Genomic DNA, 17,885 nt, shown 5'->3' with positions numbered 1-17,885 from the left:
TGGAGAAATCCTTATCGTTATATTTTTCATAAATGCTGTTGTGAAATGATGGGGGGCGTGTATTGAGGGATGTCTCTCGTCATCACTTTTTAAGGAAATTTAAGAAACAAGTCTTGTTTTAGCGCATGGATTTATGTGAGACTAGAGTCTTTACCTAAATTTAGAAAATATAAAATAATCTGTTTTATAAAATTTTAAAAAATGCATCTTTCATTTAGAGGGACAAAAATTATGCCGCATGGTGAACTAACGAATCCAGAAACAATTGGAATGTTGCATTTGTTTATGCAAGCGAGTTGGATCGTGAAAGGTGTTATGATCGGGTTGCTGCTCGCTTCTATCTGGAGTTGGGCAATTATTTTTGATAAAATTTTTACGTATCGGAGAATACGGCGTGAAATAAAGCAGTTTGAACGCACATTTTGGTCTGGCAAAGCGCTAGAAGATCTTTATGCATCATGCAAAAGTCAACGTACCAATAGTATATCCGCAGTTTTTATGGCAGCAATGGTTGAATGGAAAAAATCTCTTGAAAAAGGGACCCATACATCGAAAAGTTTGCAGAGCAGAATTGATAAGGCTATGGATTTGACGCTGGGACGTGAAAGTGAAAAAATAGAATCAAAATTAAGTTTTCTTGCGACACTGGGGTCTGCGGGACCTTTTATCGGACTTTTTGGAACAGTTATTGGTATTATGGAGTCTTTTCTTTCTATTTCAGCTTCTCAAAATACATCACTTGCCATTGTCGCGCCAGGGATTGCAGAAGCGCTTTTGGCAACCGCGATTGGTTTGTTTGCAGCAATTCCAGCTGTTATTGCTTATAACAAGTTGACCCATGAAAGTGCGCGCATCATTGCACAAATAGAAAATTTTGCCGATGAATTTTCAACAATTGTATCGCGGCGTATTGATGAAACACGCACAGCACCTTCCTCTTTATAAAAAGGATCTTATCCCATGGGCGTTTTTGTTGCTTCTTCTTCTCGCAAAAATACACGTAGGTGGCATCATTCACGAAGCCAACTGATGAGTGAGATCAATGTCACTCCTTTTGTGGATGTCATGCTGGTCTTGTTGATTATTTTTATGGTCTCTGCCCCCCTTTTAGTGAACGGTGTTCCTCTAGATTTGCCTCGTAGTCAAGCGGGTCCCGTACGAGCTCAAAAAACACCTCTTACGGTTTCACTTGACGCGCAAGGGCGCTTTGCCATTAATCAAGATTATTATGAAACGTCACAGGCCCTGATTGCACACCTGAAAACTCTTCTGGAAGCAGATGCTACACAAAAAGATCAACGGGTTTTTGTACGGGTTGCTAAAACTGTTGAATATCAGCAAGTATTAAAACTGCTGGCAGATATTCAAAAAGCGGGGTTTTCTCAAGTTGCGTTAGCAAGTTTAGCACAATAAATAATAAGTAATAAAATTGTGCATAACCGGTTGTTTTTAAGATGTTTTTAAAAAGAGCGTAGAGTGATTAAAAATGAAAAAATGTAAGGCATAAGTAAGGCATAAAGAATGAACAAAGACTCTTATCATAGTATGAAACGAGGCTTGGCTTTATCCCTTGTGGTCCATGTCATTTTTCTCAGTTGGGGAGCCGTTCAGTTTACAAACTCTGTCTCTTTACCACAACCGTTGGAAGCAATTCCCATCACTCTTGCTCCTTTGGTGGACGAGTTTTCCTCTCAACAAGGAGCCGTGAAGGCTCCTATCCGTGCAATCCCTGCCGTCAAACCAACTATGCAGCCACAAGAGAAAGAAGATGCACGCCATATTGGAGAGGGACAAATAGATAGTCTTGCACCATTTCAACCAAAGGAAAAGCTGCGTCCCGTTGAAACAGCATCGCCACCATCAAGCGAGAACACATCAGAAACATTTGCACCAGAACTTACAAAACCAGAATTATTAGAAGCAAAAACAGAGGATGCACCCAAGGTTGCACCTGAGATGCCTTTGGAGGCACTGGAGGATGCACCCAAGGTTGCGCCTGAGATGCTTTTGGAGGCACCACCGGAGGATGCGCCCAAGGTTGCGCCTGAGATGCCTTTGGAGGCACCGGAGGATGCGCCCAAGGTTGCACCTGAGATGCCTTTGGAGGCACTGGAGGATGCACCCAAGGTTGCGCCTGAGACGCCTTTGGAGGCACTGGAGGATGCACCCAAGGTTGCGCCTGAGACGCCTTTGGAGGCACCGGAGGATGCGCCCAAGGTTGCGCCTGAGATGCCTTTGGAGGCACCGGAGGATGCCTCTAAGGTTGCGCTCAAGCCTGCGCACAAAAATGAAGAAATGATATCGCCAAAAGAATTGGCTCCAACGGTCCCAAAAGTACCAGCAGAGCAGATTGTTCATCAAGCGCCTAAAATTGTACTTCCAGAAAAATCTCTTCTTCCACAGTTTAAACCAAAGTTTGACGGAGAGTTTCCAAAGAAGAATGAGGCTGCATTGAATCAAAAGACGCCAAAGCTTAACAAGAAAAACCAAGAGAAACAGACTATTGAAGATATTTTAGCTCTGGAGGAAAATAATTTGCTCAATCGTGCGCGGTCACAAGGAGGGGGAGCAAAACGTTCTCATACACCAGAAGCTTTGGGTGCAAGAAAAAATATTAATGATACCACAAAAATGGCACAAACATTGGTCAATATTGCGGGGGGATGTATTCAACAGAAGCTTAAACTTGTGGCGCTTGGCGGCGATTTAAAAAATCGTCCGGTCGTGCGGTTGCGATTTTATTTAGACCGTGAAGGGATGGTTGTGGGTGATCCTATCATTGATCCCATAAGCGGCCTTGAGAGTCAACAAGCTATTATGATAAGGCAGGTGTATGCTGCTGTCTTTTCATGCCAACCTTATGCAGATCTCCCACGTGATCAATATGATCTATGGGGGCAAGGTTTTGACTTTAATGTTGATCCCCTCCAAGAAATAAGATGATAAACGAGAAAAAAGCGCTTAACGAAAGGACACATTCCATGATGACTATAACGAGACATAAAGTTTTTGCTTGGTTTATTGTCACTTGTGGGTTGTGGCTTTCAAGTATTTCATTGGTTTATGCGCAATTGAAAGGGACGATTTCAAGCGCTGATTTTAATCCCATTCCCATTGCAATTACAGACTTTATTTCCAATGATTCGATTGGGTTGAAAATATCTGCTGTGGTGACAGCTGATCTTGAACGGTCGGGGCTTTTTTTACCGCTTGATAAAGCAAATTTTTTGGAAAACATTTCTAATCCTAATAAACAACCGCATTTTGCTTCTTGGCAGAAAATAAAAGCGCAAGGTTTAGTTACTGGGCAAATCATGAGAGAAATCGATGGACGTTTGAGGGTCGATTTTCGTTTATGGGATGTTTTTGGACAAAGACAATTGAAAGGACGGCGTTTTTATACCGCGACAGAACGTTGGCGGCGTGTGGCACATATGATTGCAGATGAGATTTATAGTGAGATGACAGGAGAAAGTGGTTATTTTGATACAAGGATTGTTTTTATCGATGAAACAGGGCCTCAAAATGCACGCATTAAACGTTTAGCAATGATGGATCAAGATGGAGCAAATTTGATTTATATGTCTGATGGAAGTGAATTGGTGCTTACACCGCGGTTTTCACCAAAAAGACAAGAATTGACCTATATGGCTTACGAGGACAATCAAGTACCTCATGTTTATCTCCAACAAATTGAAATGGGGCAAAGAGAGTTGATCGGAACGTTTAATAACATGACAATTGCGCCGCGTTTTTCTTCTGATGGACAAAAAGTTATTATGAGTTTGTTACAAAATGATGGGAGTGCCAATCTTTACACTATGGATTTACGAACCCGTACGATGACGCGACTTACAACAACTTCTGCTATTGATACGTCTGCTTCTTATTCACCGGATGGAAAACAAATTGTCTTTTCTTCAGATCGTAGTGGAAAGCCGCAAATCTATAAAATGAATGCGGATGGGAGTGATATTCAACGTATTTCTTCAAACGATGGGAGTTATTCAACACCTATTTGGTCTCCACGGGGTGACTATATCGCCTTTACAAAACAATTAAGCGGACAATTTTCTATCGGAGTTATGCGCCCTGATGGACAAGGAGAACGAATTTTAACCACGGGGTTTCACAATGAAGGACCAACTTGGGCCCCTAATGGTCGTGTGCTGATGTTCTTTCGCAAAAATCCCGGTATGGGACCAAAAATTTATACGATTGATATTACGGGTCGCAATGAACGACAACTCCCTACCCCCAATGATGCTTCAGATCCAGCATGGTCGCCTTTGCTCAATGTACAGTAAAACAAAATGCTTAAAAACAGAATATAGAAGGAATATAGTCTACACAGTCTCAAGTTTAAACAATCTCAATTGTCTTTAATTATTTAAAAGAAGGAATTGATTATAGTGGGTATGGGGAGTTATGTAGATTTCATCTATCATCTACGGTTGTTGATCGATAATGGAATTTCCTTGGGGGAAAATGCTTAAAAAAATTCAAAACAAGACCTTGAAAAAATAGAGTCGAAAATTCTGAGGTCTTTAGATTTCAACTTTTTATTCAAAGTGTCGCTATATATATTTTTTTAACTTCCTCTTCGATTTTGTTTGTGAAGAGTCGGGACTCTTGTCAGGGGGGCTGTTGCTCTTTGATGTGTTTTATTCAAGTACGCGGTTGTTTTAGATCTGAATCTTGATTGATTGGTAAGAGCAAAAGGACAGATTTTTAAGATAAATGACGTTATTTTAGAAATATACGATGCCATAAAGTTAATGCCATAAAGTCAAAAATTTATCCGCAACGGATTAGAGAGATGTACCGGCTTTTTGTACAATACTTTGCTAAACAATCAGCTCTGGCTTTCCATTTGCTTATTTTTATTCTGTGATGTTGTAAAAACACTGCCCTTTGAGGTGTGGGGATATAGGGCGTATAAACCTCCTTGATATATTCTAAGTGTTTTTTAAGTGCGTAGCGAATATTTAGGGGAGTGTATGTTTGTTGAGCCTTAAGTTTCAAGTGAATTTTATGAGTGATTCGTCATAGGAATACGTCAAGAAACCCCTAATTGTTTAGAGGCTAGATCATTTCATTACTTGAGAGCGGAGAGAGGAGGTTAATCTTAAAGAACAAAAAGATAAAATAGAGAGGGGATATAGGGATAATCTTTGGGGCATGTAAGAAAGGCGTGAGGCTACAGAGTTTTGTATGCTTTTCTTTTTGGGATTATGTTTTCTGCGATTGATTGTGGTTTCTTGTTGCATCAATGGCTTACCCCGCTATTGACGCGGGGCTTTTATATGTGCGGATAAAGAGGAGGGGTGACAGATGCTTTTGAAGCCCTCATGCATGAAGAGAGGGCTTATGCAAATGATGGGAATTATACAGACAATTTTGCCAAAATCTCATCACTGACATCAAAATTTGCATAAACATTTTGCACATCATCATCTTCTTCTAATGTTGAAATCAGTCGTAAAACGGACAAAGCTTTTTCTTCATCTATTGGTGCAAGGGTGGTGGCTTTCCAAATCGTTTTAATCGATTCTGCTTCACCAAGTTTTGCTTCAAGTGTTTTGGAAACTTCACCAATATCTTCAAATGCGCAGGTAATATGATGTCCGGTTTCTTCTGATTGCACATCTTCGGCACCGGCTTCAATTGCTGCATCCATGATGTTATCGGCTGTCCCTGCTTCTGGCTTATAGATTATTTCACCAATCCGATTAAACATGAAACTGACCGATCCTGTTTCCCCTAAGGCTCCTCCTGATTTTGTGAAGGCGGCGCGCACATTTGAAGCGGTGCGGTTGCGGTTATCGGTTAAAGCTTCAACAATGACGGCAACGCCACCTGGTCCATAGCCCTCATAGCGTACTTCATCATAATTTTCGACATCGGCGCCTGACGCTTTTTTAATCGCGCGTTCAATATTATCTTTCGGCATCGATTGTGCTTTGGCATTTTGAACAGCCAGCCTTAAACGTGGATTCATGGCTGGATCAGGAGCACCTTGTTTTGCTGCTACGGTAATTTCGCGTGCAAGTTTAGAAAATATTTTCGAGCGCATTGCATCTTGACGCCCTTTACGGTGCATAATATTTTTAAATTGTGAATGGCCTGCCATAGTTTTCCTTCCTATTTGAGGGCTTTTTTGCCAGTTGGATACTCTTTAGAATTTAAGGCGATAAAGCACGCATCCCACCAGAATAAATGTGCCACAGCATGAGGTGAAATAATCGAATAAACCCTTTATAAGAAAATTCATCTTAAAGGTAAAGACACCTTAGTTGAGGATCATTACAAGAGAGATCTCTTGTCGTTGAGCAAAAATAACGCTATAACAGAATGTAATCTCATAGCAAAATGGTTTATTCCATGCCTCGCTTTGTTTTAGGAGTGGTTGGAGAGACCTAAACATATAAAAAAGTTCCAGTGCTCTTGAGTGGGCGGTAACCTGCCTCATAGAAGAGGCGCAGAAGAGGATTTATAAAAATGGCAACGCAACTTTTGATGCCCAAAGCAACAGCTGTTTGGTTGGTTGATAATACAGCTCTTTCTTTTGATCAGATTGCAGAATTTTGTAAATTGCATGTCTTGGAAGTAAAAGCTATTGCCGATGGTGATGCGGCTTATGGTATTAAAGGTTTAGATCCGATTAGTTCTGGGCAATTGACGCGCAGTGAAATTGCACGGGTGGAGGCTGATCAAAACGCACGATTGAAAATTTCTCAATCGAGGGTGCATATTCCTGAAAAAAAACGTAAAGGGGCGCGCTATATCCCTCTTTCTCGACGCCAAGATCGTCCCAATGGTATCCTATGGTTGGTTACAAACCATCCCGAGTTGAAAGATGCACAAATTGCACGGTTGATTGGGACAACAAAAGCGACAATTGAACAAATCCGCCTTAGAACCCATTGGAATAGTGCAAATTTGGTTCCTCTTGATCCTGTAGGTCTTGGTTTGTGTTCGCAAATCGATTTAGATTTTGAGCTCCAGCGTGCGGCGAAAAATCGCCCTGTTGCTGCAGAAGAAGATAGGTCGTTGCTTCCCGCTTCTGTGACGGAAAACGCTGCTCTAGAGGAAAATGAGAGTGAAGACAATCTGCATAAGACTTTTGACGCTGATAAAGTTTTTGCAAAGCTGAACGCGCTGCAAAAAAATCGTCAAGATCAAGATCAAGATGATGCATAAAAAGCCATGACGCATAAGGGAAACATTTCTTATGGAAATGTTAGAGGAATGGCCAAAGAGAAGAAAAATTGGCAGAGACTTAAAAGTAAAAATGAGGACGAAAAAAAACAGAAAAAATTTCGTCTTCATTAGGAATTAACGGTTATTCTTAAAAATATTTTTAAGAATTGACCCTTCTTTACGAAATTCAAGGAGAAACGGACTATGCGCTCTACCAAAAAAACCATCTCTCATTCCTTAGCTATCCTCTTTCTTTTCTCACTATGCTTGGGTGGGTGTGGCAAAAAAAATGTTGGTGCACTTAACGGTATGAATGGCGCTTATATGAATGATGCTGGTTTGAATCAGATGTCACCAGGTTCAGGACAGGAATTTACGGTTAATGTGGGTGATCGCGTGTTTTTTGGTCTCGATTCTTCTTCACTTGATGCTGATGCGGAACGTATTTTAACGCGCCAAGCAGAATGGTTGCTTCATTATCCTTATTATTCTATTATGATCGAAGGTCATGCTGATGAGAGGGGAACACGTGAATATAACTTGGCACTTGGACAGCGCCGTGCTGTTGCTGTGCGAAACTATTTGGTGTCTCTAGGTGTGTCTGCACAACGGATTCAAACAATTTCTTACGGAAAAGAAAGACCTGTAGCAGTATGTGATGATATTTCCTGTTGGAATCAAAATCGACGTGCTGTGACAACGTTGAATGACATGAATAGTCATTAAAAAGAAGATTGTTTGTTTCAACTATTTAATAAGCTCTTAAGGGGAAAAAAGAATGTATCGTAAAATCAATTGGAAAACACTCTTTTATATGGGGGTTTTCATAGCTTGTTCTACTTCACTTGTTCAAAGTGCGGCACGAAAGGCTTCCGAATATCCTGCACATGATACGGATAAAGTTGATGCAGTTGATAAGGCAACTGATGATGTTAAGAAAGCGCCTGAAGCAGCCGATAAAGCAGCATCTGATACAGCGGAAAAAGCCACTGACGCTGTTAATAAGGCTGTTGATGCAGTGAAGAAAGTACCTGAAGCAGCCGATAAAGCAGCATCTGATGCAGCGGAAAAAGCCACTGACGCTGTTAATAAGGCTGTTGATGCTATGAAGGAAGCACCTGAAGCAGCTGATAAAGCAGCATCTAGCGCGGTGGAAAAAGCCACTGACGCTGTTAATAAGGCTGTCGATGCAGTGAAAGAAGCACCTGAAGCAGCTGATAAAGCAGCATCTAGCGCGGTGGAAAAAGCCACTGACGCTGTTAATAAGGCTGTCGATGCAGTGAAAGAAGCACCTGAAGCAGCTGATAAAGCAGCATCTAGCGCGGTGGAAAAAGCCACTGACGCTGTTAATAAGGCTGTCGATGCAGTGAAAGAAGCACCTGAAGCAGCTGATAAAGCAGCATCTAGCGCGGTGGAAAAAGCCACTGACGCTGTTAATAAGGCTGTCGATGCAGTGAAAGAAGCACCTGAAGCAGCTGATAAAGCAGCATCTAGCGCGGTGGAAAAAGCCACTGACGCTGTTAATAAGGCTGTCGATGCAGTGAAAGAAGCACCTGAAGCAGCTGATAAAGCAGCATCTGATGTGGTGGAAAAAGCTACTAGTGTTGCGGAGCACCAAGGGATTATTTTAGAGAATCAACAGGCTTTATTTAAAGATTATGATTTAGATAAGCTTTTGCATAAGATACGAATGGTGCTTGAGCATAACAGTTTAAAAAATGTTAACAAGCAGTTTCACGAGCTTTTTGATACAGAAGCCTCTTCTGTTTATTCTTGTTCTTTTGAAAAGTCTGCTGTAGATGAAAAATCTCAGACTGTAAAGGAAGAGATGGAGCAGGACCATAGTACAGGTGATCAGACAAAGGTTGCTGCTGTGGAAGCTAAGGTGGAGAGCCATGACCATGAAAACAGTCAACCTTTTAACAAAGCGCATGAAGTAAGTGCTCCAATTGAAGCACATCAGAGTGACAATCTTTCTTCTTCTAAAGCTTTGTATAAGGAAGGGTATGATTTTATTCGTTCTGCTAACTATGTTGATGCTGAAAAAAGCTTTTGCGCTTTTCAAAATCGTTACAAAAAAGATTCTTTGAGTGATGATGCTTTATTTTGGTTGGCCGAATCTTTGTTGGGGCAAAAACGCTATCATGAAGCAGCACAAGTTTATCTTACCGCATGGTATGCAGATAAAAAGAAGCTCTATACCTCCGAGATTTTACTGAAATTAGCAAGAAGTATGGTCGCTCTTGAGCCAAATAAAGACGATTGTGCTCATTTTGTGAAAAAATCAAAACGTCAACAAACATTAGCATCTGTTTTTTGTAAACCTGCAAAATAAACAGCGAGGTCGTTTTCGGTGTGCGTTAGACTGGCAAGAAATCTCTTTAAAACATCGGATTTTATTCAATGTCAGAAGTTGATTCTTGCCGTCTCAGGGGGAAGTGATTCTTTGGCTTTGATGTTTTTGGTCAAAGAGCATTTGGAAACTCTCGCATTTCCTCCAGAAATGATTGTTGTCACGGTTGATCATCAATTGCGTAAAGAATCGATGCGTGAGGCAGAAACTGTTGCGAAAATTTGTCGTGTCCATGATATTCAACATATCACTGTGCGATGGGAAGGCGAAAAGCCAAAGACGCATATTGCTTCCAGCGCGCGTGTTGCACGCTATGATCTCTTGGTTAAAGAAGCACAAAAACAAGGCGCATCACTTATTATGACGGGGCATACACTCAATGATCAGGTTGAGACCTATCAAATGCGGTATCAACGTCTCCAAAAGAATAGAGGTGCTTTATATAGTGAAGCTGTTGCCATGCGCGATGAGGTTTATGCCAGTGGTTTTGTTGGTATTTTGCGCGGTGAAGCTGTTGCCATACGTGATGAGGATCATACCAGAAAAACAAGAAAAAATATTGCCGAAAAAAACGATGGTCCCCTCTATGAACGTGGTTTATCCTGTATTCCGCGTGAGGCGTTGTTGCATAGAAAAGTGCGTTTGATTCGGCCACTCCTTGGTGTAAAACGCCAAACATTACGGAATTATTTACGCTTACAAGGACAAACATGGATTGATGATCCAACCAATGAAGATCGCAATTTTGAACGTGTGCGCGTGCGTCAATCTCTTTCTCCACAAAAATTGGCTTATATTGCTCAAAAAATAAATGAAGCCGCATTGCAGCGTCGTCAACAAGCCAAAAATATTGCTGATTTGATCTTAGCGCTGGATATTACTGTCCAACATGGGCGTTGTTTCATAGCAAAGCCTGCGCTGTTTTTACAGAAACATTCCAGTTTTCCTTTTGTGGTGGGGCTCTTTGCTGTGCTGATGGGAGGGGGATTTTATTTGCTCCCCAATCAGAAATTAAGCATGCTTGTTCAAAAACTCTGTCTCGATTCTCCAGAAAAGCAGCGTTTTACTTATGCGGGCTCTGTTATTGAATATAACAAGCAGGGAATTTCTTTGTGGCGTGAAGGGCGAAATATAAAAGAGGCTATCGTTGAGCCAGATAAAACTTTTATATGGGATGGGCGCTATCATATCACAAATCATGGATATGAGGCTATAAAGGTTGGAGCCGCAAATTTAGAACAGCTGAAATTTTTATTAAAAAATAGCGATTTTGAGCTTGAAAAGCCTCATTTTCCCTCTTTACAATCGCTGCTGATGATCTCAAATCATAAAGGGTATGATATTCCAGAGTTGATTTCTCAAGCAGTTGTTCATAAACATGTTATCGTCAAGCGGATTATGGCACCTTTCGATTGGCTTTCCTCACGAGAAGATGCTGCCTTGGTGAATGTTGTGGAACCTTTTTTTAATATTGAGGTGAAAAGATAAAGGAAAATTACTCTAAAAGAAAATAAACAGCTTCTCATCCCTTGGCAAGGGGCTGACAAGGTTATATGTTAAGGGGAACTGTTTGAAATCTATATTTGATTAAGTGGGCTGAATATGAATTCCAATTACCGCTCTCTCCTTATTTGGGGAGTTATTGCATTGATTTTGATTGTGTCGTTTTCTCTCTTTAATGGAGATAGCCAACGTTCTGGTGGTGGAGAAGTCTCCTATTCTGAATTTTTGCAAAAAGTTGAGAATAATGAGTTGAAATCTGTGACCATTCAAGGTCAAAAATTAACAGGAAAAACCATTGAACATAGAGCTATTTCAACCTATGCTCCTCGCGATCCAGGTTTGATACAAAAATTGGAAAGTAAAAACGTCAATGTTAAAGCTATTCCTGAAAGCTCTGGAAATAGCATTTTCCTCAATCTCCTCTTTTCCTTGTTGCCTGTTATTATTATCGTGGGGGCGTGGGTCTTTTTTATGCGGCAAATGCAAAATGGATCACGCGGTGCAATGGGATTTGGGAAATCGAAAGCAAGATTGCTTAATGAAGCGCAAGGACGTATTACCTTTAAAGATGTTGCTGGCGTAGAAGAAGCAAAGCAAGATCTTCAAGAAATTGTTGAATTTTTACGCGAACCACAAAAATTTCAACGCTTAGGGGGGCGTATCCCACGCGGTGTTTTGCTTGTTGGTCCTCCAGGAACCGGTAAAACTTTGCTAGCACGTTCTGTGGCCGGTGAAGCCAATGTGCCATTCTTTACCATTTCAGGGTCTGATTTTGTTGAAATGTTTGTTGGTGTTGGGGCAAGCCGTGTGCGCGATATGTTCGAACAGGCTAAAAAAAATGCACCTTGTATTATCTTTATTGATGAAATCGATGCTGTTGGGCGCCATCGGGGGGCTGGTCTTGGCGGTGGAAACGATGAACGTGAACAGACCTTAAACCAGTTGCTTGTCGAAATGGATGGGTTTGAGCCCAATGAAAGTATTATTCTTATTGCCGCAACAAACCGTCCCGATGTGCTTGATCCCGCTTTGTTAAGACCAGGGCGTTTCGACCGACAAGTTGTTGTGCCAAACCCTGATGTTTCTGGGCGTGAACAAATCTTGAAAGTGCATGTGCGCAACGTGCCTTTAGCGCCTAACGTTGATTTGAAAATTTTGGCAAGGGGAACACCAGGATTTTCCGGTGCGGACCTGATGAATCTGGTCAATGAAGCTGCTCTTATGGCTGCAAGCCGTAATAAAAGAGTTGTCACGATGCAAGAATTCGAAGATGCCAAAGATAAGGTGATGATGGGGGCGGAACGTCGTTCAACCGCTATGACACAAGAGGAAAAAGAACTCACTGCCTATCACGAAGCAGGACATGCTATTGTGGCTCTTAATGTGCCGGTTGCTGATCCTGTCCACAAAGCAACAATCGTTCCAAGGGGAAGAGCATTGGGAATGGTGATGCAATTGCCTGAAGGCGATCGCTATTCCATGAGTTATCGGTGGATGATTTCTCGTCTGGCCATTATGATGGGTGGACGTGTGGCTGAAGAATTAAAGTTTGGAAAGGAAAATATCACCTCCGGTGCTTCTTCTGATATTGAGCAAGCAACGAAATTAGCTCGCGCGATGATCACACGGTGGGGATTTTCTGATCTGCTTGGAAATGTAGCTTATGGCGATAACCAAGATGAAGTCTTTTTGGGTCATTCTGTTGCGCGAACACAAAATGTCTCTGAAGAAACAGCGCGCATGATTGATATGGAAGTGCGTAAGCTTATTGATGATGCCTATAAAAATGCGACAAACATTTTGAAAACAAAAAGAAAAGAATGGTTTGCTTTGGCACAAGGTTTGTTGGAATATGAGACTTTAACGGGAGCTGAAATTAACGAAGTTATTGCAGGAAAGCCTCCTTCACGCACACAGAAAGATGAGGGTGCTGCGCCACGGGGGTCTTCTGTTCCAAAAACTGGAACGGTCAGAACAGAGACAACAGTGGTGGATGAAAAAAACGCTGAAGCAGCCCCTAAAACAGTGCCTCATAAAGAAGAGATCGATAAAGGCAAGGCAGGTAAAGCAGAGGCAGCTGTTGGGAAAAAAACAGCAAAATCGGGTAATGTTGAGCTTAAGGAGGCTCAGTCTAAAGAAGTGCAATCGGATGAGACTGAGAAAAAAGCACAAAGCACAAAAGGTACTACAAAATCAGTCAACCGCTCTAAAAGTAATGCTGAAAAAAAGTCCAATACTGCGGGAGATGATAAAGAAAAATAAGAATTATTTAATACCGCTTGAGTGACGATGTTTTAGGAAAACTTCTAAATTCTTTGAGAAAGGCGCAAGTTTTGTTTGCGCCTTTCTTGTAATATTTGCAAAAATATGGAAGCAAAAAATTAAGCAAAGCCGTTGTATGATGGCGGCTTTAGCATGCTACAAGGCGAGGTGGACTGTTGCTTTTCTAATGTGGTAGGGGGTTGTAAGGTTAGGCGATAGATTTCCTTGCTGATTTGGTAGGGTATGAGGTTTGGTGCTGGGTTTCTTTACGGATTTAGCAAGTGTGTGAAATTATCCGTTGGTTGTGTTAAAGGGATGTATGAGCATTTTGAGGAGATAATATTGCTTTTATGTGTAAGGGTGTAAACATAATTGCTTGAGAGTGGTTTAGATATGTAGATGGTGAATAGGGGGCTTGATTGTCTAAATGCATGAAGGTTTAAGATCAATGATCTGATTTTATACGGGGAGAGGAGGACTATTGTACCAAGGGGGCTTGTTAGGTTTTTAAAAAAACAAGGGAAGAATTATATATTAAAGGAAAGAGGCATGGTGCAAAAATATTTTGGTACAGATGGAATTCGGGGGAAAGCCAATTCATTTCCTATGACACCCGATTTTGCCATGAAGGTGGGGATGGCTGTAGGGGTTTTATTTCGCTCACAACATCAATCTCATCGTGTGGTGATTGGCAAGGATACACGATTATCTGGCTATATGTTGGAAAACGCTTTGGTTTCAGGATTGACTGCTGCGGGGATGGAAGCTTTTTTATTGGGTCCAGTGCCAACCCCTGCTGTTGCAATGCTTTGCCGCTCTTTGCGAGCGGATCTTGGGGTGATGATTTCTGCTTCTCATAATCCGTTCTATGATAATGGAATTAAACTTTTTGGTCCTGATGGTTTTAAGCTTTCAGATGATATGGAAGCGAAAATTGAACAATTGATCGATACAGATCTTTCAAAGTCTTTAGCAAGTTCTGCCGAAATTGGTTATGCAAAACGGGTTGAGGGGGATATTTATCGTTATATTGAATATGCCAAACGAACTTTGCCGCGTGATGTTCGCTTAGATACTGTGCGTATTGTTGTGGATTGTGCCAATGGGGCTGCTTATAAAGCGGCTCCCCGTGCTTTATGGGAATTGGGGGCTGAGGTTTTTGCTATTCATGATGAACCCAATGGGACCAATATTAATCAAAAATGTGGATCAACCGATTTAAGCTCTTTAAAACGAAAAGTGCATGAAGTGCGTGCTGATGTGGGGATTGCTCTTGATGGAGATGGAGATCGGGTTCTCATTGTTGATGAAAAAGCACAAACGGTTGATGGAGATCAGTTAATTGCTGTAATTGCTGAAAATTGGCATAAAATGGGACGATTACGGTGCAATGGTGTTGTCACAACGATTATGTCAAATCTTGGACTGGAACGTTTCTTGAATAGCAAAGGGTTGCACCTTGTAAGGACAAAAGTTGGAGATCGTTATGTTGTCGATGCCATGCGCCAAAAGGGATATAATGTTGGTGGTGAGGCTTCTGGGCATATTGTGCTTAGTGATTTTGGTACAACGGGTGACGGTTTGGTGGCTGCATTGCAGATTTTAGCCTGTATGAAGGAAAGTCAAAGCCCTATGAGCCAATTGTGTAAACGGTTTGAACCTGTACCGCAAATTTTAAAAAATGTAACGATTAAAAATAAAAATGTCTTGAAAAAAAATCCCGTCAAAGCGGCCATTGATCAAGCAGAGAAGCGGTTGGGGAAAGAGGCAAGGCTGGTGATCCGCGCTTCTGGAACTGAGCCGGTTATCCGCCTTATGGCTGAAGGCGATGCACGAGAAGTATTAGACACTGTCGTGACAGAGTTGATGGATGTTATTATTCATCATGATGTACGCATGGGGACTGCACTTGAGGAATCTTGAATTTTTTGAGAAAATTATCAGATCATCTTTGAATAAAGGTCTGATTTTAATGCGGGATTTTGGCAATTACAAAAGGTATGATTATTAACTCAGTGATGTAATAACGGTAATGGATACTTTATCTACGAACAAATTAAATAAAAAAGGGAAAAGTCCAATTCTAATAACTACAATGCGTATAGATTTCTCTATATTTCGTAAGATATGAAAAATATGCCTTTTTTTGATTTTCCTTTTTCTTTTACTTATTCGTAAACCGGTTATTAGTTTAACAGAGTTTGTAGGGGGAGAGTTTATTAGTGTTATTCATTCTTTTTACTGGATATCCAGCGGGTGCAGCGCCCCATGAACATCAAACAGCAATGATCATTGTTGTTATATCATCTTGATGTTTCTAAGTGCCGCTGCCAATTGGGGATATGATACGCTCCTATTACGTTTAGCGCCCCCTAATTATGAGCTTATACTTTTCCAATAATTAGTAGAATAATGAGAAAGAGATGAAAATGATCAATTTTTTTCACGATAGTTCTAATGTTTATAAAGTAAAAAAAGCCGTGTGATGTAAAAATAATGAACATTTTTTGTATCTTGGAGGGGTACACTCTATATTCATTTATGATTTTAAGATTTAAACCTAAAAGGATTGAATCCTGCTATAATATTGGCACGACTAAAGGGATTAGAACCACCCATGCTCAAAAATTAAAGCGTATTCTAAGTGCTCTTGAAGGAGATGTATCGCCAAAAGATTTGAGTTATCCATCCTTTTAATTACATCTGCTAAAGGGTGATTCCAAGGATTATTAGTCAATTACTGTAAATGGAAATTGTTGCGTAATATTTCGCTTTGATAGCATAGATGTGGAAATGGTTGATTATCTGGATTGTCATCAAAAAGCAGGTCTAAACAATGATGAAGAATCCTTCACATCTCGGTGAATTATTGCGTGAAGATGTGATCAAAGAGCTTGGTTTATCCGTTAATGAAGCAGCAGAGTAGCTTGGTATATCTCGTGTAGCACTTTCTAGAGTTTTAAATGGAAAAGCCGCTATGAGAGCTAATCTTGCTATTAGGCTTGAAATGTCTGGTGTAAGCACAGCACGTGCTTGGCTTGCTATGCAAACAAATTATGATCTATCAAAAGCAATTTTTTAACAACAGTCTCATGATCAAGATTGCATAAAAGAGTTTCAAATGGCAGTTAAGTTTTTGCAACAAAGACAACAGGAGAAAATCAACGCAATAGCGCGTGCAAGATCAATAGATATGATACGGTAAGGGCAAGGATAAAGCCTTAAGCTGTATAAGCCCTATTAAGTCATACGGTAAAAGAGAGGTAATCAAAAGAGGGTTTAATATGGGTGTGACAAAAGACGTTGTACGAACCCACATGATAGGACGTAAAAAAGAAGCTGGTGAAATATTAGCAAGTTTAGGACTTACGGTGTCTGATTTCATACGAATTGCTTTGACAAAAGTTGTTGATGAAAGAGGATTGCCGTTTGATATGTCTATTTCTAATGCGAAAACGCTTAAAACTTTTGAGAAAAGTGATAAGGGTTAAGAGAAGTGACAAGGGTAAAGAGATATAGCTGAAGATAGGTAAGATTTGTTTTGTCATTTGGATATTTGATATTTCTGATCATTCACTTCAAATTAGCTTTTCATTTACATCATTATCGTTATGGGTGTTTCCGTATATTGAATGATGTATGCAAACCGTGATTGAAATGGCAGCTTATTGAATTTCTGTGAAAGAAGAAGGCATATCGCCTGAATAATTATTTGATATTGTTTCTTTTATTGCTACTCATTCAGATGCTGGTGGTCTTATGCAAGGGTTAAGAGAAAGCCAAGGAAAGTTAGGTTTAAAAGCATAAGAGTAAAAGTGGGGGATATAAGGTTATACCCTTTTTTGGTGGTTAAAATATTCCGGTGTTGATCGAAGATATTTACAGTCAATCATTTTGAGGTAATTTGACAAAATCAGAAAGGAATGCATTGAAGAAAAATTTAACTGCGCTTTGATGAATATCGAAAAGAATAATAATGGATAAGGCAAATAAAGCAGGATCTCGTATATTACAAGGTGTTTGTGAAGCTTTTGTCTGAAGCTAAAGGTGAAGCAGATACTGAATTTTGTATCGATATTCCTGCAAATGTTGATGTCAAAAAAAATCAGAAAAAATATAGGGTTATAGATATCATTTTCGGCACGTTTTGGTTTTCCTGTGGGGCGCATTCGTGATTGGGAATGGAGGTGATATTTTTACTTCTTTTTGCTTGTTGTTTTCGATTATTGACACTGAACTTGAAGCGATTAATCGTGTTTTTAAGAAAGCTCTATTGGTATAGTTTTTGCTTATAAAAAAGGGTGTGAGGGTGCTTGTTTTTTTAAAAAGCATCACGGCGTTTGAAGGGGTCGTAATAGATTTCTGTTACACGAAATTTTCCTTCAAGGCGTTTGCATTGGATGATGACATCTATCATCGAGATTAATAAGCCACGGATATCATCGCGCGCTAAATTACCACCACCGTCACTTTCTTTGACTAAAAGGGTCATTTGTTCGAAGGCTGCAAGTGCTGTTGAGGCGTGGACGGTGGTAATGGAGCCGGGGTGACCAGAGTTGACATT

At 40.5% G+C, this 17,885-nt stretch carries 12 protein-coding genes and 2 pseudogenes; 12 read left to right on the top strand and 2 right to left on the bottom strand.

The features are described 5' to 3' along the window. Window positions 1-231: 231 nt before the first annotated feature. From tolQ to tolB, 4 genes are all read left to right on the top strand, one after another. The gene (gene tolQ / locus ACFIMG_RS02285) at window positions 232-945 is read left to right on the top strand and encodes a protein TolQ (RefSeq protein WP_375606538.1); all 714 of its coding nucleotides are present in this window, start codon (window positions 232-234) and stop codon (window positions 943-945) included. Between the two features lie 15 nt (window positions 946-960). Beyond that, complete coding sequence (tolR, locus tag ACFIMG_RS02280) at window positions 961-1,413, top strand: protein TolR (protein ID WP_375678950.1); 453 nt, start codon at window positions 961-963, stop codon at window positions 1,411-1,413. Between the two features lie 108 nt (window positions 1,414-1,521). Continuing rightward, a complete protein-coding gene (locus ACFIMG_RS02275; protein WP_375693560.1) occupies window positions 1,522-2,943 on the top strand; it encodes a cell envelope biogenesis protein TolA in 1,422 nt (473 codons plus the stop codon). A gap of 38 nt (window positions 2,944-2,981) precedes the next feature. Further along, on the top strand, window positions 2,982-4,307 hold the full coding sequence (tolB, locus tag ACFIMG_RS02270) for a Tol-Pal system beta propeller repeat protein TolB (RefSeq protein WP_375678948.1): 1,326 nt from the start codon (window positions 2,982-2,984) through the stop codon (window positions 4,305-4,307). Between the two features lie 1,079 nt (window positions 4,308-5,386). Here tolB and ACFIMG_RS02265 read toward each other — a convergent pair. Further along, the gene (locus ACFIMG_RS02265; protein WP_254492472.1) at window positions 5,387-6,133 is read right to left on the bottom strand and encodes a YebC/PmpR family DNA-binding transcriptional regulator; all 747 of its coding nucleotides are present in this window, start codon (window positions 6,131-6,133) and stop codon (window positions 5,387-5,389) included. A 368-nt stretch (window positions 6,134-6,501) separates the two neighbouring features. On the opposite strand from ACFIMG_RS02265, the gene ACFIMG_RS02260 reads away from it, so the two are divergent. The 8 genes and pseudogenes from ACFIMG_RS02260 to ACFIMG_RS02225 all read left to right on the top strand — a co-directional run bounded on the left by ACFIMG_RS02260 (window position 6,502) and on the right by ACFIMG_RS02225 (window position 16,812). Next, window positions 6,502-7,203 (top strand): DUF1013 domain-containing protein, encoded by a 702-nt coding sequence (locus ACFIMG_RS02260; protein ID WP_273790461.1) that lies wholly within the window; start codon window positions 6,502-6,504, stop codon window positions 7,201-7,203. A 204-nt stretch (window positions 7,204-7,407) separates the two neighbouring features. Then, complete coding sequence (pal, locus tag ACFIMG_RS02255) at window positions 7,408-7,929, top strand: peptidoglycan-associated lipoprotein Pal (protein ID WP_273790460.1); 522 nt, start codon at window positions 7,408-7,410, stop codon at window positions 7,927-7,929. A gap of 52 nt (window positions 7,930-7,981) precedes the next feature. Further along, window positions 7,982-9,538: a tol-pal system protein gene (locus ACFIMG_RS02250; protein WP_375693559.1), complete on the top strand. Its 1,557-nt coding sequence runs from the start codon at window positions 7,982-7,984 to the stop codon at window positions 9,536-9,538. 18 nt (window positions 9,539-9,556) lie between these two features. Further along, window positions 9,557-11,044 carry a tRNA lysidine(34) synthetase TilS gene (gene tilS / locus ACFIMG_RS02245; protein WP_375678946.1) on the top strand — a complete coding sequence of 496 codons (1,488 nt, stop codon included), beginning with the start codon at window positions 9,557-9,559 and terminating at the stop codon, window positions 11,042-11,044. A gap of 114 nt (window positions 11,045-11,158) precedes the next feature. Beyond that, on the top strand, window positions 11,159-13,321 hold the full coding sequence (ftsH, locus tag ACFIMG_RS02240) for an ATP-dependent zinc metalloprotease FtsH (RefSeq protein ID WP_375678945.1): 2,163 nt from the start codon (window positions 11,159-11,161) through the stop codon (window positions 13,319-13,321). 549 nt (window positions 13,322-13,870) lie between these two features. After that, complete coding sequence (gene glmM, locus ACFIMG_RS02235) at window positions 13,871-15,244, top strand: phosphoglucosamine mutase (protein WP_375613213.1); 1,374 nt, start codon at window positions 13,871-13,873, stop codon at window positions 15,242-15,244. 913 nt (window positions 15,245-16,157) lie between these two features. Further along, a pseudogene (locus ACFIMG_RS02230) lies at window positions 16,158-16,403 on the top strand (HigA family addiction module antitoxin). 202 nt (window positions 16,404-16,605) lie between these two features. Next, window positions 16,606-16,812 carry a type II toxin-antitoxin system RelB/DinJ family antitoxin gene (locus ACFIMG_RS02225; RefSeq protein ID WP_375678944.1) on the top strand — a complete coding sequence of 69 codons (207 nt, stop codon included), beginning with the start codon at window positions 16,606-16,608 and terminating at the stop codon, window positions 16,810-16,812. A gap of 830 nt (window positions 16,813-17,642) precedes the next feature. Here the strand turns inward: ACFIMG_RS02225 and ACFIMG_RS02220 are convergent. Continuing rightward, a pseudogene (locus ACFIMG_RS02220) lies at window positions 17,643-17,885 on the bottom strand (P-type DNA transfer ATPase VirB11); the annotation flags it as partial.

The sequence above is a fragment of the Bartonella sp. AP11XZML genome, from assembly GCF_042196445.1.
Taxonomy (GTDB): Bacteria; Pseudomonadota; Alphaproteobacteria; order Rhizobiales; family Rhizobiaceae; genus Bartonella.
This window is presented reverse-complemented; position numbering and strand designations above follow the sequence as displayed.